Annotated in this window: 12 protein-coding genes and 1 pseudogene; 8 read left to right on the top strand and 5 right to left on the bottom strand. The window is 70.0% G+C overall.

The window, feature by feature from the left end:
* Nucleotides 1-44 precede the first annotated feature (44 nt).
* Both M8542_RS40980 and M8542_RS40975 read left to right on the top strand, forming a co-directional pair.
* Nucleotides 45-1,718: an ABC transporter permease gene (locus M8542_RS40980; RefSeq protein WP_257925777.1), complete on the top strand. Its 1,674-nt coding sequence runs from the start codon at nucleotides 45-47 to the stop codon at nucleotides 1,716-1,718.
* Nucleotides 1,719-1,725: 7 nt separating this feature from the next.
* The gene (locus tag M8542_RS40975; protein ID WP_257925776.1) at nucleotides 1,726-2,835 is read left to right on the top strand and encodes an ABC transporter ATP-binding protein; all 1,110 of its coding nucleotides are present in this window, start codon (nucleotides 1,726-1,728) and stop codon (nucleotides 2,833-2,835) included.
* Here the strand turns inward: M8542_RS40975 and M8542_RS40970 are convergent.
* Complete coding sequence (locus tag M8542_RS40970) at nucleotides 2,832-3,509, bottom strand: GntR family transcriptional regulator (protein ID WP_257925775.1); 678 nt, start codon at nucleotides 3,507-3,509, stop codon at nucleotides 2,832-2,834. The genes M8542_RS40975 and M8542_RS40970 overlap by 4 nt on opposite strands.
* Before the next feature lie 191 nt (nucleotides 3,510-3,700).
* On the opposite strand from M8542_RS40970, the pseudogene M8542_RS40965 reads away from it, so the two are divergent.
* Nucleotides 3,701-3,929, top strand: a pseudogene (locus M8542_RS40965) (enoyl-CoA hydratase/isomerase family protein); the annotation flags it as partial.
* 4 nt (nucleotides 3,930-3,933) lie between these two features.
* Nucleotides 3,934-4,275 carry an enoyl-CoA hydratase-related protein gene (locus tag M8542_RS40960; RefSeq protein ID WP_276587807.1) on the top strand — a complete coding sequence of 114 codons (342 nt, stop codon included), beginning with the start codon at nucleotides 3,934-3,936 and terminating at the stop codon, nucleotides 4,273-4,275.
* Nucleotides 4,276-4,323: 48 nt separating this feature from the next.
* Here M8542_RS40960 and M8542_RS40955 read toward each other — a convergent pair whose 3' ends face one another.
* The 3 genes from M8542_RS40955 to M8542_RS40945 form a co-directional block, all read right to left on the bottom strand.
* Entirely contained in the window at nucleotides 4,324-6,198 is a 1,875-nt protein-coding gene (locus tag M8542_RS40955; protein ID WP_257925774.1) for a Calx-beta domain-containing protein, read from the bottom strand.
* Between the two features lie 1,292 nt (nucleotides 6,199-7,490).
* Nucleotides 7,491-10,112: an ATP-binding protein gene (locus tag M8542_RS40950; RefSeq protein WP_257925773.1), complete on the bottom strand. Its 2,622-nt coding sequence runs from the start codon at nucleotides 10,110-10,112 to the stop codon at nucleotides 7,491-7,493.
* Between the two features lie 559 nt (nucleotides 10,113-10,671).
* The gene (locus M8542_RS40945; protein WP_257925772.1) at nucleotides 10,672-10,839 is read right to left on the bottom strand and encodes a hypothetical protein; all 168 of its coding nucleotides are present in this window, start codon (nucleotides 10,837-10,839) and stop codon (nucleotides 10,672-10,674) included.
* A gap of 421 nt (nucleotides 10,840-11,260) precedes the next feature.
* Here M8542_RS40945 and M8542_RS40940 point away from each other — a divergent pair, with 421 nt between their 5' ends.
* The 4 genes from M8542_RS40940 (at nucleotide 11,261) to M8542_RS40925 (ending at nucleotide 14,090) form a co-directional block, all read left to right on the top strand.
* Nucleotides 11,261-12,310: a type III polyketide synthase gene (locus M8542_RS40940; RefSeq protein ID WP_257925771.1), complete on the top strand. Its 1,050-nt coding sequence runs from the start codon at nucleotides 11,261-11,263 to the stop codon at nucleotides 12,308-12,310.
* Nucleotides 12,311-12,438: 128 nt separating this feature from the next.
* On the top strand, nucleotides 12,439-13,032 hold the full coding sequence (locus M8542_RS40935) for a hypothetical protein (protein WP_257925770.1): 594 nt from the start codon (nucleotides 12,439-12,441) through the stop codon (nucleotides 13,030-13,032).
* Between the two features lie 124 nt (nucleotides 13,033-13,156).
* On the top strand, nucleotides 13,157-13,663 hold the full coding sequence (locus M8542_RS40930) for a VOC family protein (RefSeq protein WP_257925769.1): 507 nt from the start codon (nucleotides 13,157-13,159) through the stop codon (nucleotides 13,661-13,663).
* Nucleotides 13,664-13,835: 172 nt separating this feature from the next.
* The gene (locus M8542_RS40925) at nucleotides 13,836-14,090 is read left to right on the top strand and encodes an alpha/beta hydrolase family protein (protein WP_257925768.1); all 255 of its coding nucleotides are present in this window, start codon (nucleotides 13,836-13,838) and stop codon (nucleotides 14,088-14,090) included.
* A gap of 106 nt (nucleotides 14,091-14,196) precedes the next feature.
* On the opposite strand, the gene M8542_RS50175 is transcribed toward M8542_RS40925, so the two are convergent.
* On the bottom strand, nucleotides 14,197-14,490 hold the full coding sequence (locus M8542_RS50175; RefSeq protein ID WP_276587806.1) for a hypothetical protein: 294 nt from the start codon (nucleotides 14,488-14,490) through the stop codon (nucleotides 14,197-14,199).
* Between the last annotated feature and the right edge of the window lie 229 nt (nucleotides 14,491-14,719).

The raw sequence follows: 14,719 nt of genomic DNA, 5'->3' as shown, positions 1-14,719 counted from the left end.
CTCCGCCTCCCGATGACCTACCCCGCCCGCACCGCCGGGACCGGGTGCTCACCGCCGTCAACATCGCCATCGGCGTGCTGCTGGCCTACCTCGTGCTGTTCCCGCTGGGCATGCTGGTCTACAGCAGCCTCAAGGACAGCGAGCTGAAGCTGCCGTTCCAGATCCCGGGGTTCACGCTCGGGAACTTCGAGAAGATCTTCTCCTCGCCGCGGGTGCTCCAGGTCGCCGTGAACTCCGCGATCTTCGTGGTCGGCACGGTGGCGTTCGCGCTGATCGTGAGCGTCAGCCTGGCCTACCTCTTCGAACGGACCGACATCCCCGGCCGCCGGTTCCTCGCACCGAGCACGCTGGCGCCGATGGCCGTGCCGGCCACGGTGATGGCGGTGGCGTGGGTGCTCGCGGCCAACCCCGCCAACGGTCCCCTCGCGATCCTCGTCAAGCGCGTCTTCGGGCTTTCGGTGGACATCTACTCGCTGCCCGGCATGATCCTGGTGGCCGGGATCTTCGGCGTCCCCGGCATGTACCTCATGCTGGCGCCCGCGTTCGCCCGGCTGAACGTCGAATTCGAAGAGGCCGCCGCCACGTCCGGCGCCGGCTGGTTCACCCGGACCCGCAAGGTCGTCCTGCCGCTCACGCTGCCCGCGATGAGCGCGGCGGCGATGCTGCTGGCGGTGATCGCGCTCGAGGAGTTCGCGATCCCGTCGATCCTGGGCACGCCGGACCAGATCTTCGTGTTCAGCAGCCTCGTCCAGGCCGCGCTGCAGCCGCCGTCCGGCCAGTCCGACTACGGGCGGGCGAGCGCGTACGGCGTCCTGCTGGTGCTGCTGTCGCTGGTGATGATCGCCGTCTACCGGCGCCAGACGCGGGAGTCACACCGCTTCCGCGTGGTCAGTGGCAAGGGCTACCGCACGACCCGGGTGAAGCTGGGCCGCTGGCGGCTCCCGGTGGCCTGCCTCGTCGGGCTGTACGTACTCGTCGCGATCGTCATCCCGATCCTGAGTCTGGTGTGGACGAGCCTCACGCCGTTCCTGCAGCCCATCAGCCTGAAGAACCTGGGCGAACTCGGCGTCGGCAACTACGGCGCGATCTTCACCAACCCCAGCCTGACCCACGCGGTCGTCAACACCCTGGTGATCAGCCTGGTGACGGCGACGCTGACCGCGGGCTTCGGTCTGTGGCTCGCGCTGGCCTCGACTCGCGGTGGGCGCGCTGGGCAGGCGCTGTTCGACCTGTCGTTCCTGGTGTTCGCCGTCCCCAGCGTCGTGCTGGGCGTGGCGGTGCTGTTCCTGTACCTGTTCCTGCCGCTCCCGGTCTACGGCACGATCTGGATCATCGTCATCGCGCTGACGACCCGGTACATCCCGCGTGCGTCCCGGATGATCCAGACCGCGCTGCTGCAGCTCGACGGCGGCCTGGAGGAGGTCGGCCGCGTCTCCGGCGCACGCCGTGGCACGGTGCTGCGCCGGGTGGTGCTCCCGCTCGCCGCCCCGGCGGTCACCCGCACGTGGCTGTGGGTCTTCGCGAACGCGCTGGGCGAGCTGCCCATCGCGCTGCTGCTCTCCAGCTCCGACAACCGCACGATCGTGGTGCTGCTGTGGGACATGATCGGCGAGAGCGCCAACTACCCCGAGGCCAGCGCGCTGGCGGTGCTGCTGCTCGCGCTTTCGGCCGGCTCCGTCTGGTGGGTGAACCGCCGTGGCTTCCAACAACACATGTGAGGTGCTCATGTCCGCGCAGAACCTCGACTCCGCCGTCGCGATCTCCGGCCTGGAGAAGCGCTTCACCCGGCACAACAGCCTCGCTGTCGACGACGTCGGCTTCACCGTGCCGCGCGGGAGTTTCTTCACGCTGCTCGGCCCCAGCGGCTGCGGCAAGACGACCACGCTGCGCTGCCTCGCCGGGCTGGAGAGCGCCGACCGCGGCGAAATCTCCATGAACGGCAAGGCCGTCTTCTCCAGCGCGTCACGCAGGGACGTCGCGCCGGAGGACCGGCCGATCGCGATGGTGCCGCAGTCCTACGGGATCTGGCCGCACATGACGGTGTTCGACAACGCCGCGTTCCCCTTGCGCTACGGCCGCAAGACGTGCTCCCGCGCCGACGTCCGGACCCGCGTCACGGCGATGCTGGAGCAGGTCGGGCTGGCGGACTACGCGGGCCGCTGGTCCACGCAGCTCAGCGGCGGCCAGCAACAGCGGCTCGCACTGGCGCGGGCTCTGCTGTGCGAGCCGGAAGTGCTCTTGCTCGACGAGCCACTGTCCAACCTGGACGCCAAGCTCCGCGCCCAGCTGCGGGCGGAGCTGCGGTCGTTCCAGCAGAAGTTCGGCGTCACGACGATCTACGTGACGCACGACCAGGGCGAGGCACTCGCGATGTCCGACACGATCGTCGTGATGAACCGGGGCCGGGTCGAGCAGATCGGGACTCCCGCGGAGATCTATGACTCGCCGGCGTCCCGGTTCGTCGCCGACTTCGTCGGCAGCGCCAACCTCATCCCCGGAGTACTCGACCGGCGCGCGGGAGGCGTCGTCGAAGCGAAGACGTCGATCGGCGTCCTGCGCTGCGAGCGGTTCACCGCACCGCCGGAGTCGTTGGTCCCGGGCGGGGAGCTGCAGGTGTGCGTCCGGCCCGAGCACGTCCGGGTCGTCCCGGGGGTGGCGGACGGGTTGGCCGCGCGCGTCACGGCGACCGAGTACCTGGGCGATCGCCGTGAAGTCGTCGTCGCGGTGGACGACGTGGTCCTGCGCGCGCACGCGGACGCGCACCTGGACGTCCGGCCCGGTGACGAGGTCGGGGTGGTGCTGGATCCGAAGTGGACGATCGCGCTCTGGTCCTAGGCCGGGCCCAGCTGGAGCGCGCGCCGGACCGCGGACAGGTGGTGGCGCATCGCCGCCGCCGCCGCGTCCGGGTTGTGGGTGATGATCGCGGCGAGGATCGCCTCGTGCTCGTGCAGGATCGTGTCGCGTGAGCGCGGGCGTTCCATGTCGCGGAACTGCCGGAGCACCATCGGGTACAGCAGGCTGTCGACGAACCGGGTGAGCGTCGCCTGCCGCGCCATGGCCCGGACCAGCTCGTGGAACCGGCGGTTGTGGGCCGAGGACTCGTCCCGCCCGTCGGATTCCCGGCCGGCCCGCATGCGCTCACAGGTCTCGGTCAGCGCGGCGATGTCCTCCTCGGTGGCTCGCTCCGCCGCCTTGGCCGCCAGTGCCGCCTCGAGCACCTCGCGGGTCTCGAGGATCTCGACCGCCTCCTCCTCGGAGAAGGAGCGAGTGCGCGCGCTGCGGTTCGCCTCCGCGGTGACGTAGCCCTCCTGGGCCAGCCGCGCCAGCACCGAGCGGAGCGTGCCCCGGGAGATCTCGAGCCGGGCGGAGAGCTCGGTCTCGGTCAGCCGCGAGTTCGGCTCGTAGTCACCCGCCAGGATCTGCGCGCGAAGGTCTGCGTAGGCACGCGAGGCCCGGGTGGTGTCCGGGCTGTCGCCCGGCGGCGCGAGCTTGCCGCTTTCCACCGCCATGGCAGCGACCACCTCCGCTTCGTCAAGTGCGCCGATCCGGTCCCGAGGATCTTACGACGGGTGACCGGCCGGCATCGACGAACCGGGTCACGCGCCGGTGTGGCGATGAACCGGGCGGCTCCTTCGCCAGTTCTTTTGCCTCACGAGACGTCGGGCGAGCTTCGGCTGCAACCCACCCGGCCCAAGGCACCGAACCACCGCCGCCGAGCACGCTGGGCACGTGGATCGACCACTGCTACGCCGCCGACACGGTCGAAGAGATCCTCGACCGGCTGCGCGACGGCGGGGACAGGGATCCGCGCGCAGGTCATCGACAAGGACCGCTCGCCGCGGTGGACGCCGCCGACCCTGGCCGAGGTCGACGACGACCTGGTCGACAGCTACTTCGCCGAGCTGGTGCCGGCGAATGGACGGGAGTGACCGCATGACCATCGCCTTCCTCGGGCTCATCCCCGGCATGGGCGGCTCCCAGCGGCTGACCCGCGCGATCGGCAAGGCCAAGGCGATGGACCTGATCCTCACCGGCCGGATGATCGACGCCGGCGAGGCCGAACGCGCCGGGCTGGTCTCCCGGCTCGTCGCGGCGATGTCCAAGCCCGCGGCGATGCTGGCCAAGGAGGCGGTCAACCGTGCCTTCGAGAGCGGCCTCTCCGATGGGCTGCTGTTCGAGCGGCGGCTGTTCCGCTCGACGTTCGCGACCCACGACCAGAAGGAAGGGATGGCGGCGTTCACCGAGAAGCGGCCGCCGGAGTTCCGCCACGCGTGAACCGCGGCCGGGGCGGGATCTCGCCCGCCCCGGCCACGGCTCACCGGATCACCGTCGGCAGGGGTTGCCGGCCGGGTGCGCGGCGGTTCCGTGCACGTCGGCCTGCGATTCCGCCAGCACGATCTTCGCCAGCGCGGTGTCCAGCGCCACCGCCTGCTGCTTCACCACACCGCCGGACACGGTCTGGCCGTTCAGCTTCAGCGAGCCGATCACCAGCGGGATCGTCAGCGGCGCCGAACCGACCGTCACCGAAACGCCGTTGATCTTCAGCGAGGCGACGTTCGAGCTGCCGGTCAGCACCGGGGCGAGCCCGCCCGTGGCCGGCTGGCAGGTCGCCGCCGCCTGGGACTGGATCACGCCCAGCTCGATCGTCAGCCCGACCGTGCTGATCACCGTCTTGTCGATCTTGGCCGACGCCTGCGCGTGGTCACCGGCCGCCGGGGCCGCGGACTGGTTGTCCGGGCTCAAGTCCGTCGACGACGTCAGCGCGTGCGTCTGCACCTTGATCAGCCCGGCGTTCAGCGTCGCGTCGAGGACGGTCTTGCTGTCGTCGGCGCAGGGCAGGTTCTGCGGGTTCGCCACGGCCGCGGTGACGCCGAGGACGTTCGCCGCGGTGCCCGTGCAGGAGAACGCGCCGTCACGGTCGTCGTCGACGATCGTGCCGACCCCGGTCGGGTCGACCAGCCCGGCGCCCACCGGGGCCGAGAGGGTCACGGTGAACGTCTCGTCCGGCTCATCGACGGTGTCCGGGTTGACCAGCACCGTCACCGGCCTGCTCGTCTCCCCCGGCGCGAAGGTGACGTCGCCGCTGGTGGCGGCGTAGTCCGCGGGCGCGGTGGCGGTGCCGTTCGCGGTGGCGTAGTGGACGCTCACCGAGTTCGGGCTCGCGCCGCCGAGCAGGGACACGGTGAAGGTGGCGGGCACCTGGGCGCCGCCGGAGCCTTCGTTCACCGTGACGTCGTTGATGGCCAGGCCGAGCACGCGCACGGTGGTCGTCTCGACGAAGCCGCGGGACACGCCGTCGACCAGGTAGTCGACCGAGCAGTGGTAGGTGCCCGGGGCGGCGTCGGCCGCGGCGGCAATCGTCTCGGTGAACGTCGCGACGTCACCGCTGGTCACCTTGGCGCTCGCCGGGGCGTTCGTGAGCGTCAGCTGCGGGTCGCACGTGGTGACGTGCGGGGTCACCGTGACCTCGATGGACTTGATGCCGGCCAGGATGGCCTGGGACACCTGGTTCGAGGGCACGTTGTTCAGCAGGACACCCCCGGTGGCGTCGGCGATCGCCGTGGCCTGCCCGTCGGCGTCGAGGTTGCCGACGTTGACCGCGACGACGCGGATGTTCGCCGCTTTCAGCGCGGCGATCGTGTCGGCCAGGGAGTGCCCACCGCTCGGGTCGTGCGACGGTGCGTCGCCGAACCAGGCGACGATGCGGGTGCCGTCGGGGCGGAAGGTGACCGCGCCGGTGGCCAGCTGGTAGAGCGCGTTGAGGTCGGCTTCGGGGAAGTCGCCGCCGCCGGAGGCCAGCCACTGGTCCGTGCCCGCCTGGACCGCGGCGGTGTCGCCGGTGATGCCCTGGTTGACCTTGAACGGCACCGAGTCGGTGAAGTCCTTGTACTCGGCGACGCCGAACTGGGCGGTCGGCTGCGCGGCGAGCACGTCGCCGGTGATGGCGTTGGCGTTGGTCCGCACGTTCGCGATCGCGCCGCCCATGCTGCCGGTGGTGTCGGCGAGCAGGACGAGATCCGGGTTCGGCGGGACGGCGGAGGTGGTGACGTGCTTGGTGACGGTGGCGCTCTGCCCGGCGCTGAGCGTGAGGTCGACGGTGGCCGGGTCGACGCCCGGCGGCGCGGCGGCCGCCACCGCCGTCGGGGCGAGCAACGCGCCGACCGCGACGAGGCCGACGAAAACTGATCTTCGTGACATGGGCTTCCCTTCGGGCACCCGGCGGACGGCCGGATTCGGTGTGGGGTGCCCGTGAAGAGACGGAATACGCGGGAATTCGTTAGCCGGTTCCGGAAACGTCACTCGGAACGCCCTGCGTCAAGGCGCTCAACGGGCTACCAGCGGGCGCACAGGACCACGGAGATCATGGCCGAAATGCGCTGAAAGATCGAAACCAGGGAGAATCCGTCACACTTCGGAGTGACAGAGATTGCGTTTTCCGGAACAGCGAGTGTCGGCTTTTCCGCTGATGCGCCGGTTTGGCGCGAGAATTGAAACCGGATGTCGTAGTGCGGACGCGGTCCCGGCCGGCCTCGTGCAGGGCCGGCCAGGACCGGAGGTCACGTCGTCACGGACACGTGAGCGTCGGCTCCGCGGCCGCCGAACCGGCCGCGGTCAGCTGGGCGAGGCCGCGGCCGCCGAGCCCGAGGACGGCCTGCGTCGTAGCGCGCACGACCGTGTCGGCGTCGTAGCCCGTCGCGTCGTAGGCGATCGCGCCGCGGGATCACCGGAACCCACGGAGATACCGCCATTGGCCTGTAGCTTGCCGGCCAGCCAGGTGAGGCCCTGCTGGGACTTGCCGATCCGGCTGGCAGCCTGCAGCGCCTGGGCCACCATCGCCGTCGAGTCGGTGTCGCTCACGCACGGCGTCGCGCCGAAGTCCAACGGGAAGCCGCCGTCCGCGCACTGGGTGCCGGCCAGGAAGTTCACCGCCGACGCGGGCGCGTGGCCCGGGGTGCGGTCGAGCGCGATGATCGCCAGGGACTGGGAGAAGGCGTTGCTGAAGTCCCCGTACTGCGATTTGTCGGAGAACCGCCCCGACGGGGTGAGCAGCGCTCGCAGCCGCGTCGACAGGTCGGTGCCGCCGAACGACGCCGGGTTCAGGCCCGCACTTCGGCGGCCAGCCCGGCCTTGGCGGTGGCGCCGCGCACCACCTCGCCGACAACGGCGATAGGCAGGCCGTTCTCGAGTTGACCAACCAGCTAGACGAGCACGGGCAGCTCGAGGAGCTGGAACGGGCGCGGTCGCCGCACTTCGCCGTGTACGACCCGAAGCGTCAACCCACGGCGACTGACAGCTGGAGCGTGAACTTCGCCCCCCGGCCTACTGCAGCCGACGTCGGTCTGCGCGCAGTGCTCTTCTCAGACGCTGCGAGACGGCCAGTGCAGTTCGGGCGTCCTGCAAACCGATGCCGTGAGCGCGTCAGCCGCCAGTGACCTCGGTCCAGGCGGGTCGATCGCGGAGCCGGGCCGGGCGGCGCCCGGACCGAGCCCTTACAGAGCGCCGAGAATGTCCAACGCGCGGGCTTCGCCAGGGCGGTGTCCGACTTGGCGGTGGATCTCCAGTGCTTCTTCGGCCAGGACGCGTGCGGTCCCGCCGCCGCCGTCGCTGACGTGGATTTCGGCGAGGACAGTGAGCGCCATGCCGGTGCAGGCTCGGTACTGGCACTGCCGCGCCAGCTCCAACGCGGTTTGTGCGTGGCCGAGGGCACGCGCGTGTTCGCCACGGGCGTTCGTGATCGCGGCGAGTTCGATCATCGCGTCCACGTAGGCGCGCCGATAGCCGGTGCCGTCGGCGATGCGTACTGCTTCGTCGATGTGCTGCGCCGCCTGGTCGGGCTGGTCGAGCAGCAGGTGCGTCCTGGCGAGGACCGTGTGGGCGAGGCTGGTGCCGCGCGTGTCGTTGAACTCCTCGGCCAAGGTGCGGGCTTTGTGCGCGTACTCCAGCGCTTCCGGGTGGCGGCCGGTGTCGCGGTAAGCGCCGGCGATGCAGCTGAGTACCGACGCTTCGTTGTAGCGGAAACCCGTTTCGTGGTACATCGCCAAGGCGGTGATGCCGTCGTCGAGAGCCTCGTCGAAACGGCCGAGCTCGGTCAGGGCGAGCGCTCTGATGTGCAGGGCCGCCGCCTCGCACAGCCGGGCCCCGACTTCGCGGTGGAGGACCAAGACCTCGCTGGTGTGCTCAAGCACTTCGCCGAGCCGCCCCCAGTCCAGGTAGGACAGTGCCATGCCGTTGACGCAGACCAGTTCGCAGACGCGGTTGCCGATCTTCCGATAGAGGTCCCGGCCCCGGGTGAAGTTCTCCAGCGACTCGGCGAGCCGCCCCAGCAGCCAGTAGGTGTGCCCGAACTGCTTGCAGATCTCGGCTTCGGTACCGGGGTCGTCCGCCTGTAGCAGGAGATCGCGGCCACGCAGGCCGTACTCGAGCCCCGTGTCGTAGTCGCCGAAGGCGAAGTGAACCCGGTGCAGCACGTGCATCATCGTCGCTTCGGCGGTTCGGTCATCGGCCTTCTGAGCGACCTGCAGGCCGAGCTCGGCCACTTCGAGCCAGTCCGACCGGTGCATGCCGCCGTAGAAGTACGGGGTCAGGACCGCGGCGAGGCGCCACGTCACCTCCGTCGGTCCGTGCTCTGCGGCGTGCCGCATCACGGCGACAAGGTTGGGCCGCTCGACGTCGAGCCACGACTTGGCTCGGGCGAAGCCCGGGAAGCACAGCGATCGCTCGCCGGAACCGGCCAGGTGCGACAGGACCGGCACACTGGTCGGGTACGCCAGTGTCGTCGCCGTTTCGGCTGTGTGCAGATACATGTCGAACAGCCGCCGCAGGGCGGCGTCACTCTCCCCGAGGTCGTCCTCGGCGGTTGCTCGTTCGGACGCATAGAGCCGAAGGAGGTCGTGCAGCGCATACCGTCCCGGCCGCGGCGACTCGATCAGGTGTGCTGCGGCGAGGCGGTCCAGGAGCCGCGCCGCCTGGTCGGCGGAGGCGTCGATCAGTGCCGCGGCCGCAGCGACTCCGAAGTCGGGCCCGGGCGCGCAACCGAGCCGGCGGAACAGGCGGGCGGTCGGGACGTCGAGTGTGCTGTAGGACAGCCCGAACGACGTGCGGACGGCGGCATCCCGGTCCTGCCCGATCGCCAGCCGGCTGAGCCGGTCGCCCGCGCCGAGCCGGGCGGCGTAGCCGGAGATGGTTGCGCCGGGATCGCCGGCCAGCTGGGCGGCGGCGATCCGCAGGGCCAGCGGCAGGTACCCGCAGAGCCGGGCGAGCGTGCCGGTGGCCCCGGGTTCCGCCGCGACCCGATCCGCACCCAGGATCATGGTCAGCAAGGCCCGCGCCTCCCTGGCGGGAAGCACGTCGAGAACCAGGCGATGGGCATCGTGGAGGGCGGTGAGCCCGAGCAGGTCGGCCCGGCTGGTGACCAGCACCGTGCAGGCCGGGCTGCCGGGCAGCAGCGGCCGGACCTGCTCGGCGCTCGCGGCGTTGTCCAGCACGACGAGTGCTCGGCGGCCCGCGAGCAGGGACCGGTACATCGCCGTCTGTTCAGCCTCGGTGACCGGGATCGCGGCTTGGGCCACACCCAGCGCACGCAGGAACATGGGCAGCACGTCGGCGGGCGTCATCGGCGGATCCACGGCGTGACCGCGGAGGTTGACGTAGAGCTGGGCATCCGGATGCCGGGCGGCGACCCGGTGCGCCCAATGCAGGGCGAGCGCGGTCTTGCCGACCCCGCCGACGCCCGCGATGGCGGAGATCACCACGGCGGGCCGCTGCCGGCGGTCCAGCAAGGCGTCCAGCCTGCTGAGGTAGTCCTCGCGCCCGGCGAAGTTGACCACGTCGGCGGGCAGCTGCCGCGGCACGAACGGCGGATCCACCTCCGTCCGCTGTGGACGGTCGGCGCCATCGCCCATGGCCGCGGCCAGCAGTTGCTCGCGTTCGTCGGTGGAAAGGTTCAGCGCGTCGGCGAGTCTTTGCAGCGACGAAAGCTGGGGATTGCGTCGTGAGCCGGTCTCCAGCCCGCGAATCGTGCGCACGGAGACCCCGGAACGCGCCGCGAGCGCCTCCTGGGTCAGCCCCGCCCGCAACCGCAGTCGTCGTGCCACCCCGTTGTGCCTGGCCATCACGCCGGTCTCCCCCCGGTTATGACTCCCGCAGGCCCATGGTAGCGCGCGACCGGTCACACATGGCCGGTCCGTGACCTGGTCCGGGGCCCGCCCCGGTCGCAAGCTGGACATCACTTGGCCGCCCGCGACCGACCCTCGGGAGGAAGATGTGCGACGAATTCACGTGATAGCAGGCCTTTTCGCGCTTGGCGTGGCCTCGCTGACCATGGGAGGCGCCGCGACCGCGAGCCCGGCACGCGCCGAGCGCATCACGGTCGCCGGGGCCGCGGCCCCGCAGTGCGTGGGCAACTGCCCGCAGCAGGCCCCTGACTGCACGGGACTCTGCTCCGACGAGCAGCCGATCTGCCAGCCACCAGGCTGCTGGAACAAAACTCCGGAACTGACCCCTCAATGCTCGGGGAACTGCCCGCAGCAGACGCGTGCCGACGTTGTCGATTGCGCCGGCGTCTGCTGCGAAGCACCGCGCCCCAGCGGGACGGTGAGCTCACATCCGCGGCAAGCGGCGTGCTACCAGCAGTACGTGCCCGACCGGTTGCGCGCCGGCTGAGCCGAAGAGTCAGCCGTGCTCGCGTTCCTCGCTCTGGCCGTGGCACCGATTACGGCCGGGATTGTTGTCGGCCAGTTGACCGGTGGACGTCTTTCGGTGCCGGCGGAACAATTCCGTCACCCGTTCCTGCAGACCGCGTCCCCGGAAATCCGGCAAGCCGTCGAGGCTGCGCTGCACCTCCCGATGGTCCTGGTGGTCTCGGCAGTCGGCGTGTGGTGGCTGGTGCTCAACTTGTTCCGGTGGTCGCCGGGTATGCGCCTGGCCCTACTCCGCCGCGGCAGCGGAGATCATCGGACTCGCGCCGGGTGCCACGACACCGAAGAACCAACCGGCGACCGGGGAAAGCCGCGTGGTGTTCCTGGCCGACGTCATTCCCCTGCCCTGGCTGCACAAGATCGTCAGTATCGGCGACGCGAGTTAAGGAGGTGAACCATGCGGCGGATCCGGGCCCGCTTGCTCCTGGCGGCGTACGCGACCTTGACCCTGGCAACGCTCCTGTACACGATCGGCGCGCCTTGGGAGGCCAGCTGAACCCTGCGACGTCTGTCGACTGTGGACAGAAGCAGGATCACGACGTTCACTGAAGGAGAACACTGCGATGCCGACCATCGCCCGCCCGCACATCATCCTGCCCGACGACCGGGTCGCTCTCGAGGACGTGCTCACCGAGACCGAGCTCAGATACCCGGGCCACCCACGCCTCGGCGCCGTACTCGGCGCCATGAGGGCGACCGATGTACGGACCCGTGGCCTCGCCATCCCACGCGGCGCCCTCGACGACCCGCAGCTCCTACCCGGCGAGCGCGCCCGCCGGCATTTCGAGGCAGCCTGCGATCTCGCCGGCCAGGCGGCGCGTGACGCGCTCGACGAAGTGGGCATTTCCCCGGCCGAAGTCGACGGCCTGGTCTGCGCCAGCACAACCGGATACACCATGCCGGGGCTCGACGTCGCGCTGGTCAACCAGCTCGGCCTCGCACCCGGCGTCATTCGGGTGCCGGTGACCCAGCTCGGGTGCAGCGGTGGCTCCTGGGGGCTGGCACGCGCGGCCGATCTCTGTGCCAGGCCGGAGGTCGGCAACGTCCTCGTGGTCGCGGCCGACCTGTTCCCGGCCTATGTGCACCCGTCGGACCTCGCCATGGACGCGATGATCTCCCGCGCCCTCTTCGGTGACGCGGCGGGAGCCTGCGTGGTGCGTGACACGCGGTCCGAACCGGGCCCGAGCATCGAAGAGACCTGGGACTACACCGTTCCCGGCACCGCGGACATCGTCGGCTACCGTTTCCAGGACGACGGATTCCACGGCCACAACTCGCCCCGCCTCTTCACCGCCATCGGCGACGCCGTCCAGCAGCTCCTTCCCTGGCTCGGAAAACTTCCCGGCATCGGCGAGACCGGGATCGACTTCGTCGTCGCCCACCCGGGCGGCCCCCGCATCATGGACCGGCTCGTCGAGGAGCTCGGCTGTGATCCGGGACTGCTCGGCCCCTCCCGGGAAAGCCTGCGAGAAGTGGGCAACACCGGTGCCGTCTCGATACTGGACGTCCTCGCGAGGACGTACGCCACGCCACCGCCGCCGGGTGCACACGGCCTGGCCATCGGGATGGGGCCTGGCATAACCGTGACCGCCGCGCACCTCATCTGGAGATAAGGCGCATCCCGCCTGGTGGACGCTGACGCGAACACCAACGGCACCAAGCCCAACTGTGGCAGAACCTTGGTGGCTCGAACCAGCACTGGTACTTCGAGCTCGTGCAGGCACCTTGGTGAAGTGGTGCCGTGGCCTTCCGGCCCGGCATCGTCGAGCCCGCCTCGGAAACCGAAAGGATCATCAGTATGCGCAAACGGAGATTCCTGCTCACCCTTGCCGCGCTCGTCTTCGGCGTCGGCATGCTTTCCGCGCCGGCCGCGAGTGCGGCGGGCAGCTCACCGGCGGCGGCCATCGGGACCGCTACAACGACCAAAGTCGCCTGGGTGCACCAGTGTGCGGCGATGCACTGCGGGTATCACGAGGTCCCGGCCGGGCAGTACGCCTTCGTATACTGCGCGGCGACCACCGACGAAAACTTCTGGAACCTCATCGTCACCGCGAGTCCGTGGGACAGATCCCTGACCATCGCCGGCTACGTTTCCACCGACGCGCTGGACGCCCCGATATCGAGCCCCCGGTGCGGCAACTACCTCGGGAACCCGGCACCGACCGAGTACTGGGCGCACAGCTGCCCGCTGATGAGCTGTGGCTACGGCGTGATCAGAAAGGGTGACAACTACCGGCGCCTCGACTTCGTAACGGCGCCGAACGGAGAGCTCTGGTACTTGGCCATCGATCTCAGTTCCCCGGACTACCTTCTCGCGGGGTACATCAAACCCTAGGACGCGTACTGATCCGATTTCCCGGCGACCGGCGTCACACCGGGCAGCCACCGACAGCGGTCAGAAACTGACCTGTATCCGGGGCACAGTCGAGGTGAACCCGGAACGAACCGCAGGAGTTTCCATGGCCGTCAGCACGCTCACCCACCTCAACTTCACCGGCAACGCCCGCCCCGCGTTGGAGTTCTACCAGTCCGTCTTCGGCGGTCACCTCATGATCATGGCGCACGGCACGCAACTCGAGAACGACGCCGACGGCCGCGACACCGGCTACGTGCCGATGGCCGCCGACGACCCCGACGCCGAGCGCGTCGCCTTCGGCATGGTGGTGGCCGAGAACGGGTTCCGCATCGCCGCCTACGACGTCCTCGGCAGCACCGCCGCGACCGGGGGCATCGCCGCACCGGCGGGCCCGGCTTCTCCGCGCGCCCAGGGCGTCACCCACACCGAGCCGTTCTACGTTCTGCTCAACGGCGGCTCCCTCGACGAGCTGACCCCGTTGTGGCAGGGACTCGAGCAGGGCGGCACCGTGATCGCGGAGCTCGGTCCCGCGCCGTTCGCGCCGGTCTACGGCATGGTCACCGACCGGTTCGGCGTCACCTGGGTCTTCGGGCTCGCCCAGGGCGGGTGATCCCGGGCCCGGCTCGATCAGTGGGTTGCCGTGCCGACGACCTCGACCGCATCGGCATCGCGGGCTGGTCACTGGGTGGCTACTTCGCACCACGCGTCGCTGCTTACGAGCCGCGGTTCGCGTTCTGCGCCGACGTCAGCAACAGCTCGCCGAAGCGCCGGCCGAGAAGTCGGTGCCGCACTTCTGGGCGCACGTGCTCTGGACCTTCGGCCAGACCTCGATCGAGGAACTGGCGCGGTTCACCGCCCGGATGAACCTCGTCGAAGACAGCGCGCGGATCAGGATGCCGTTCCTCGTACTGCACGGCAGCAACGACCGCCAAGTCCCGGTCGAGATGGCCCGACACCAATACGACGCCGCGACCTACAGCGCCGACCGGGTTGCCGACGTCGTCTCGACTACGAAGGAGCTCTGGGAAGGATCGTGACCGCTTCGATCGAACCGGGGACACTGACGGGTTGTGCGCGGGACGAGAGCACCACCGCCTGCACGCACCACGCCCGAGCACACGTCGGCAACCAGCGCGATACCGCTCAACTCGGCGAACGCACTCGCCGGCGCACCAGCCCCACCACCCCGACCACCAGCAGGACCACACCCAGCACGCCCAGTGCAACGACCGTTGTCACCGTGCCGTCGGTCAGCTGCGGCGGATCACAGGTCAGCTGCCCCGCACGCTCGTACGCGCACCACGACAGGCCACCCCGGGACGACGTCACCACCTCCGGCGCCTCACCCAGCGCGCGCTCAGCCGACCACCACACCAGACCCGCCGCTGCCAGCAGAACCACACCCGACGCCACGAGCGACGCCCACAGCCCGCGCACGAATCCACCTCCGAACGCCGGCACACCCTCCGCGCAGTCTATCGACTACCCAGTGTGATGCACTAGTCCGTACGGCGCCCACACCTCAGGGAGCTGTCGTCGGGGGGACTGTAAAACGAGCGGTGTAACTCCCGATCATGGAAGTGCACCTGATGACCGACATGATGTCCGGCGTGGAGAACGCTGAGGACTCGAAGTCCGAGACGGGGCTGGACGGCCTGGACGAGCA

Source organism: Amycolatopsis iheyensis (assembly GCF_024703995.1).
GTDB lineage: Bacteria > Actinomycetota > Actinomycetes > Mycobacteriales > Pseudonocardiaceae > Amycolatopsis > Amycolatopsis iheyensis.
The sequence above is the reverse complement of the archived record's forward strand: the minus strand, read 5'-3'. Positions and strand labels throughout refer to the sequence as shown.

Excerpts from the sequence above, each read along its gene's own strand:
- M8542_RS40975 (WP_257925776.1), top strand. The coding sequence starts at position 1,726 with ATGTCCGCGCAGAACCTCGACTCCGCCGTCGCGATCTCCGGCCTGGAG.
- M8542_RS40970 (WP_257925775.1), bottom strand. The coding sequence starts at position 3,509 with ATGGCGGTGGAAAGCGGCAAGCTCGCGCCGCCGGGCGACAGCCCGGAC.
- M8542_RS40960 (WP_276587807.1), top strand. The coding sequence starts at position 3,934 with ATGACCATCGCCTTCCTCGGGCTCATCCCCGGCATGGGCGGCTCCCAG.
- M8542_RS40955 (WP_257925774.1), bottom strand. The coding sequence starts at position 6,198 with ATGTCACGAAGATCAGTTTTCGTCGGCCTCGTCGCGGTCGGCGCGTTG.
- M8542_RS40950 (WP_257925773.1), bottom strand. The coding sequence starts at position 10,112 with ATGGCCAGGCACAACGGGGTGGCACGACGACTGCGGTTGCGGGCGGGG.
- M8542_RS40940 (WP_257925771.1), top strand. The coding sequence starts at position 11,261 with ATGCCGACCATCGCCCGCCCGCACATCATCCTGCCCGACGACCGGGTC.
- M8542_RS40930 (WP_257925769.1), top strand. The coding sequence starts at position 13,157 with ATGGCCGTCAGCACGCTCACCCACCTCAACTTCACCGGCAACGCCCGC.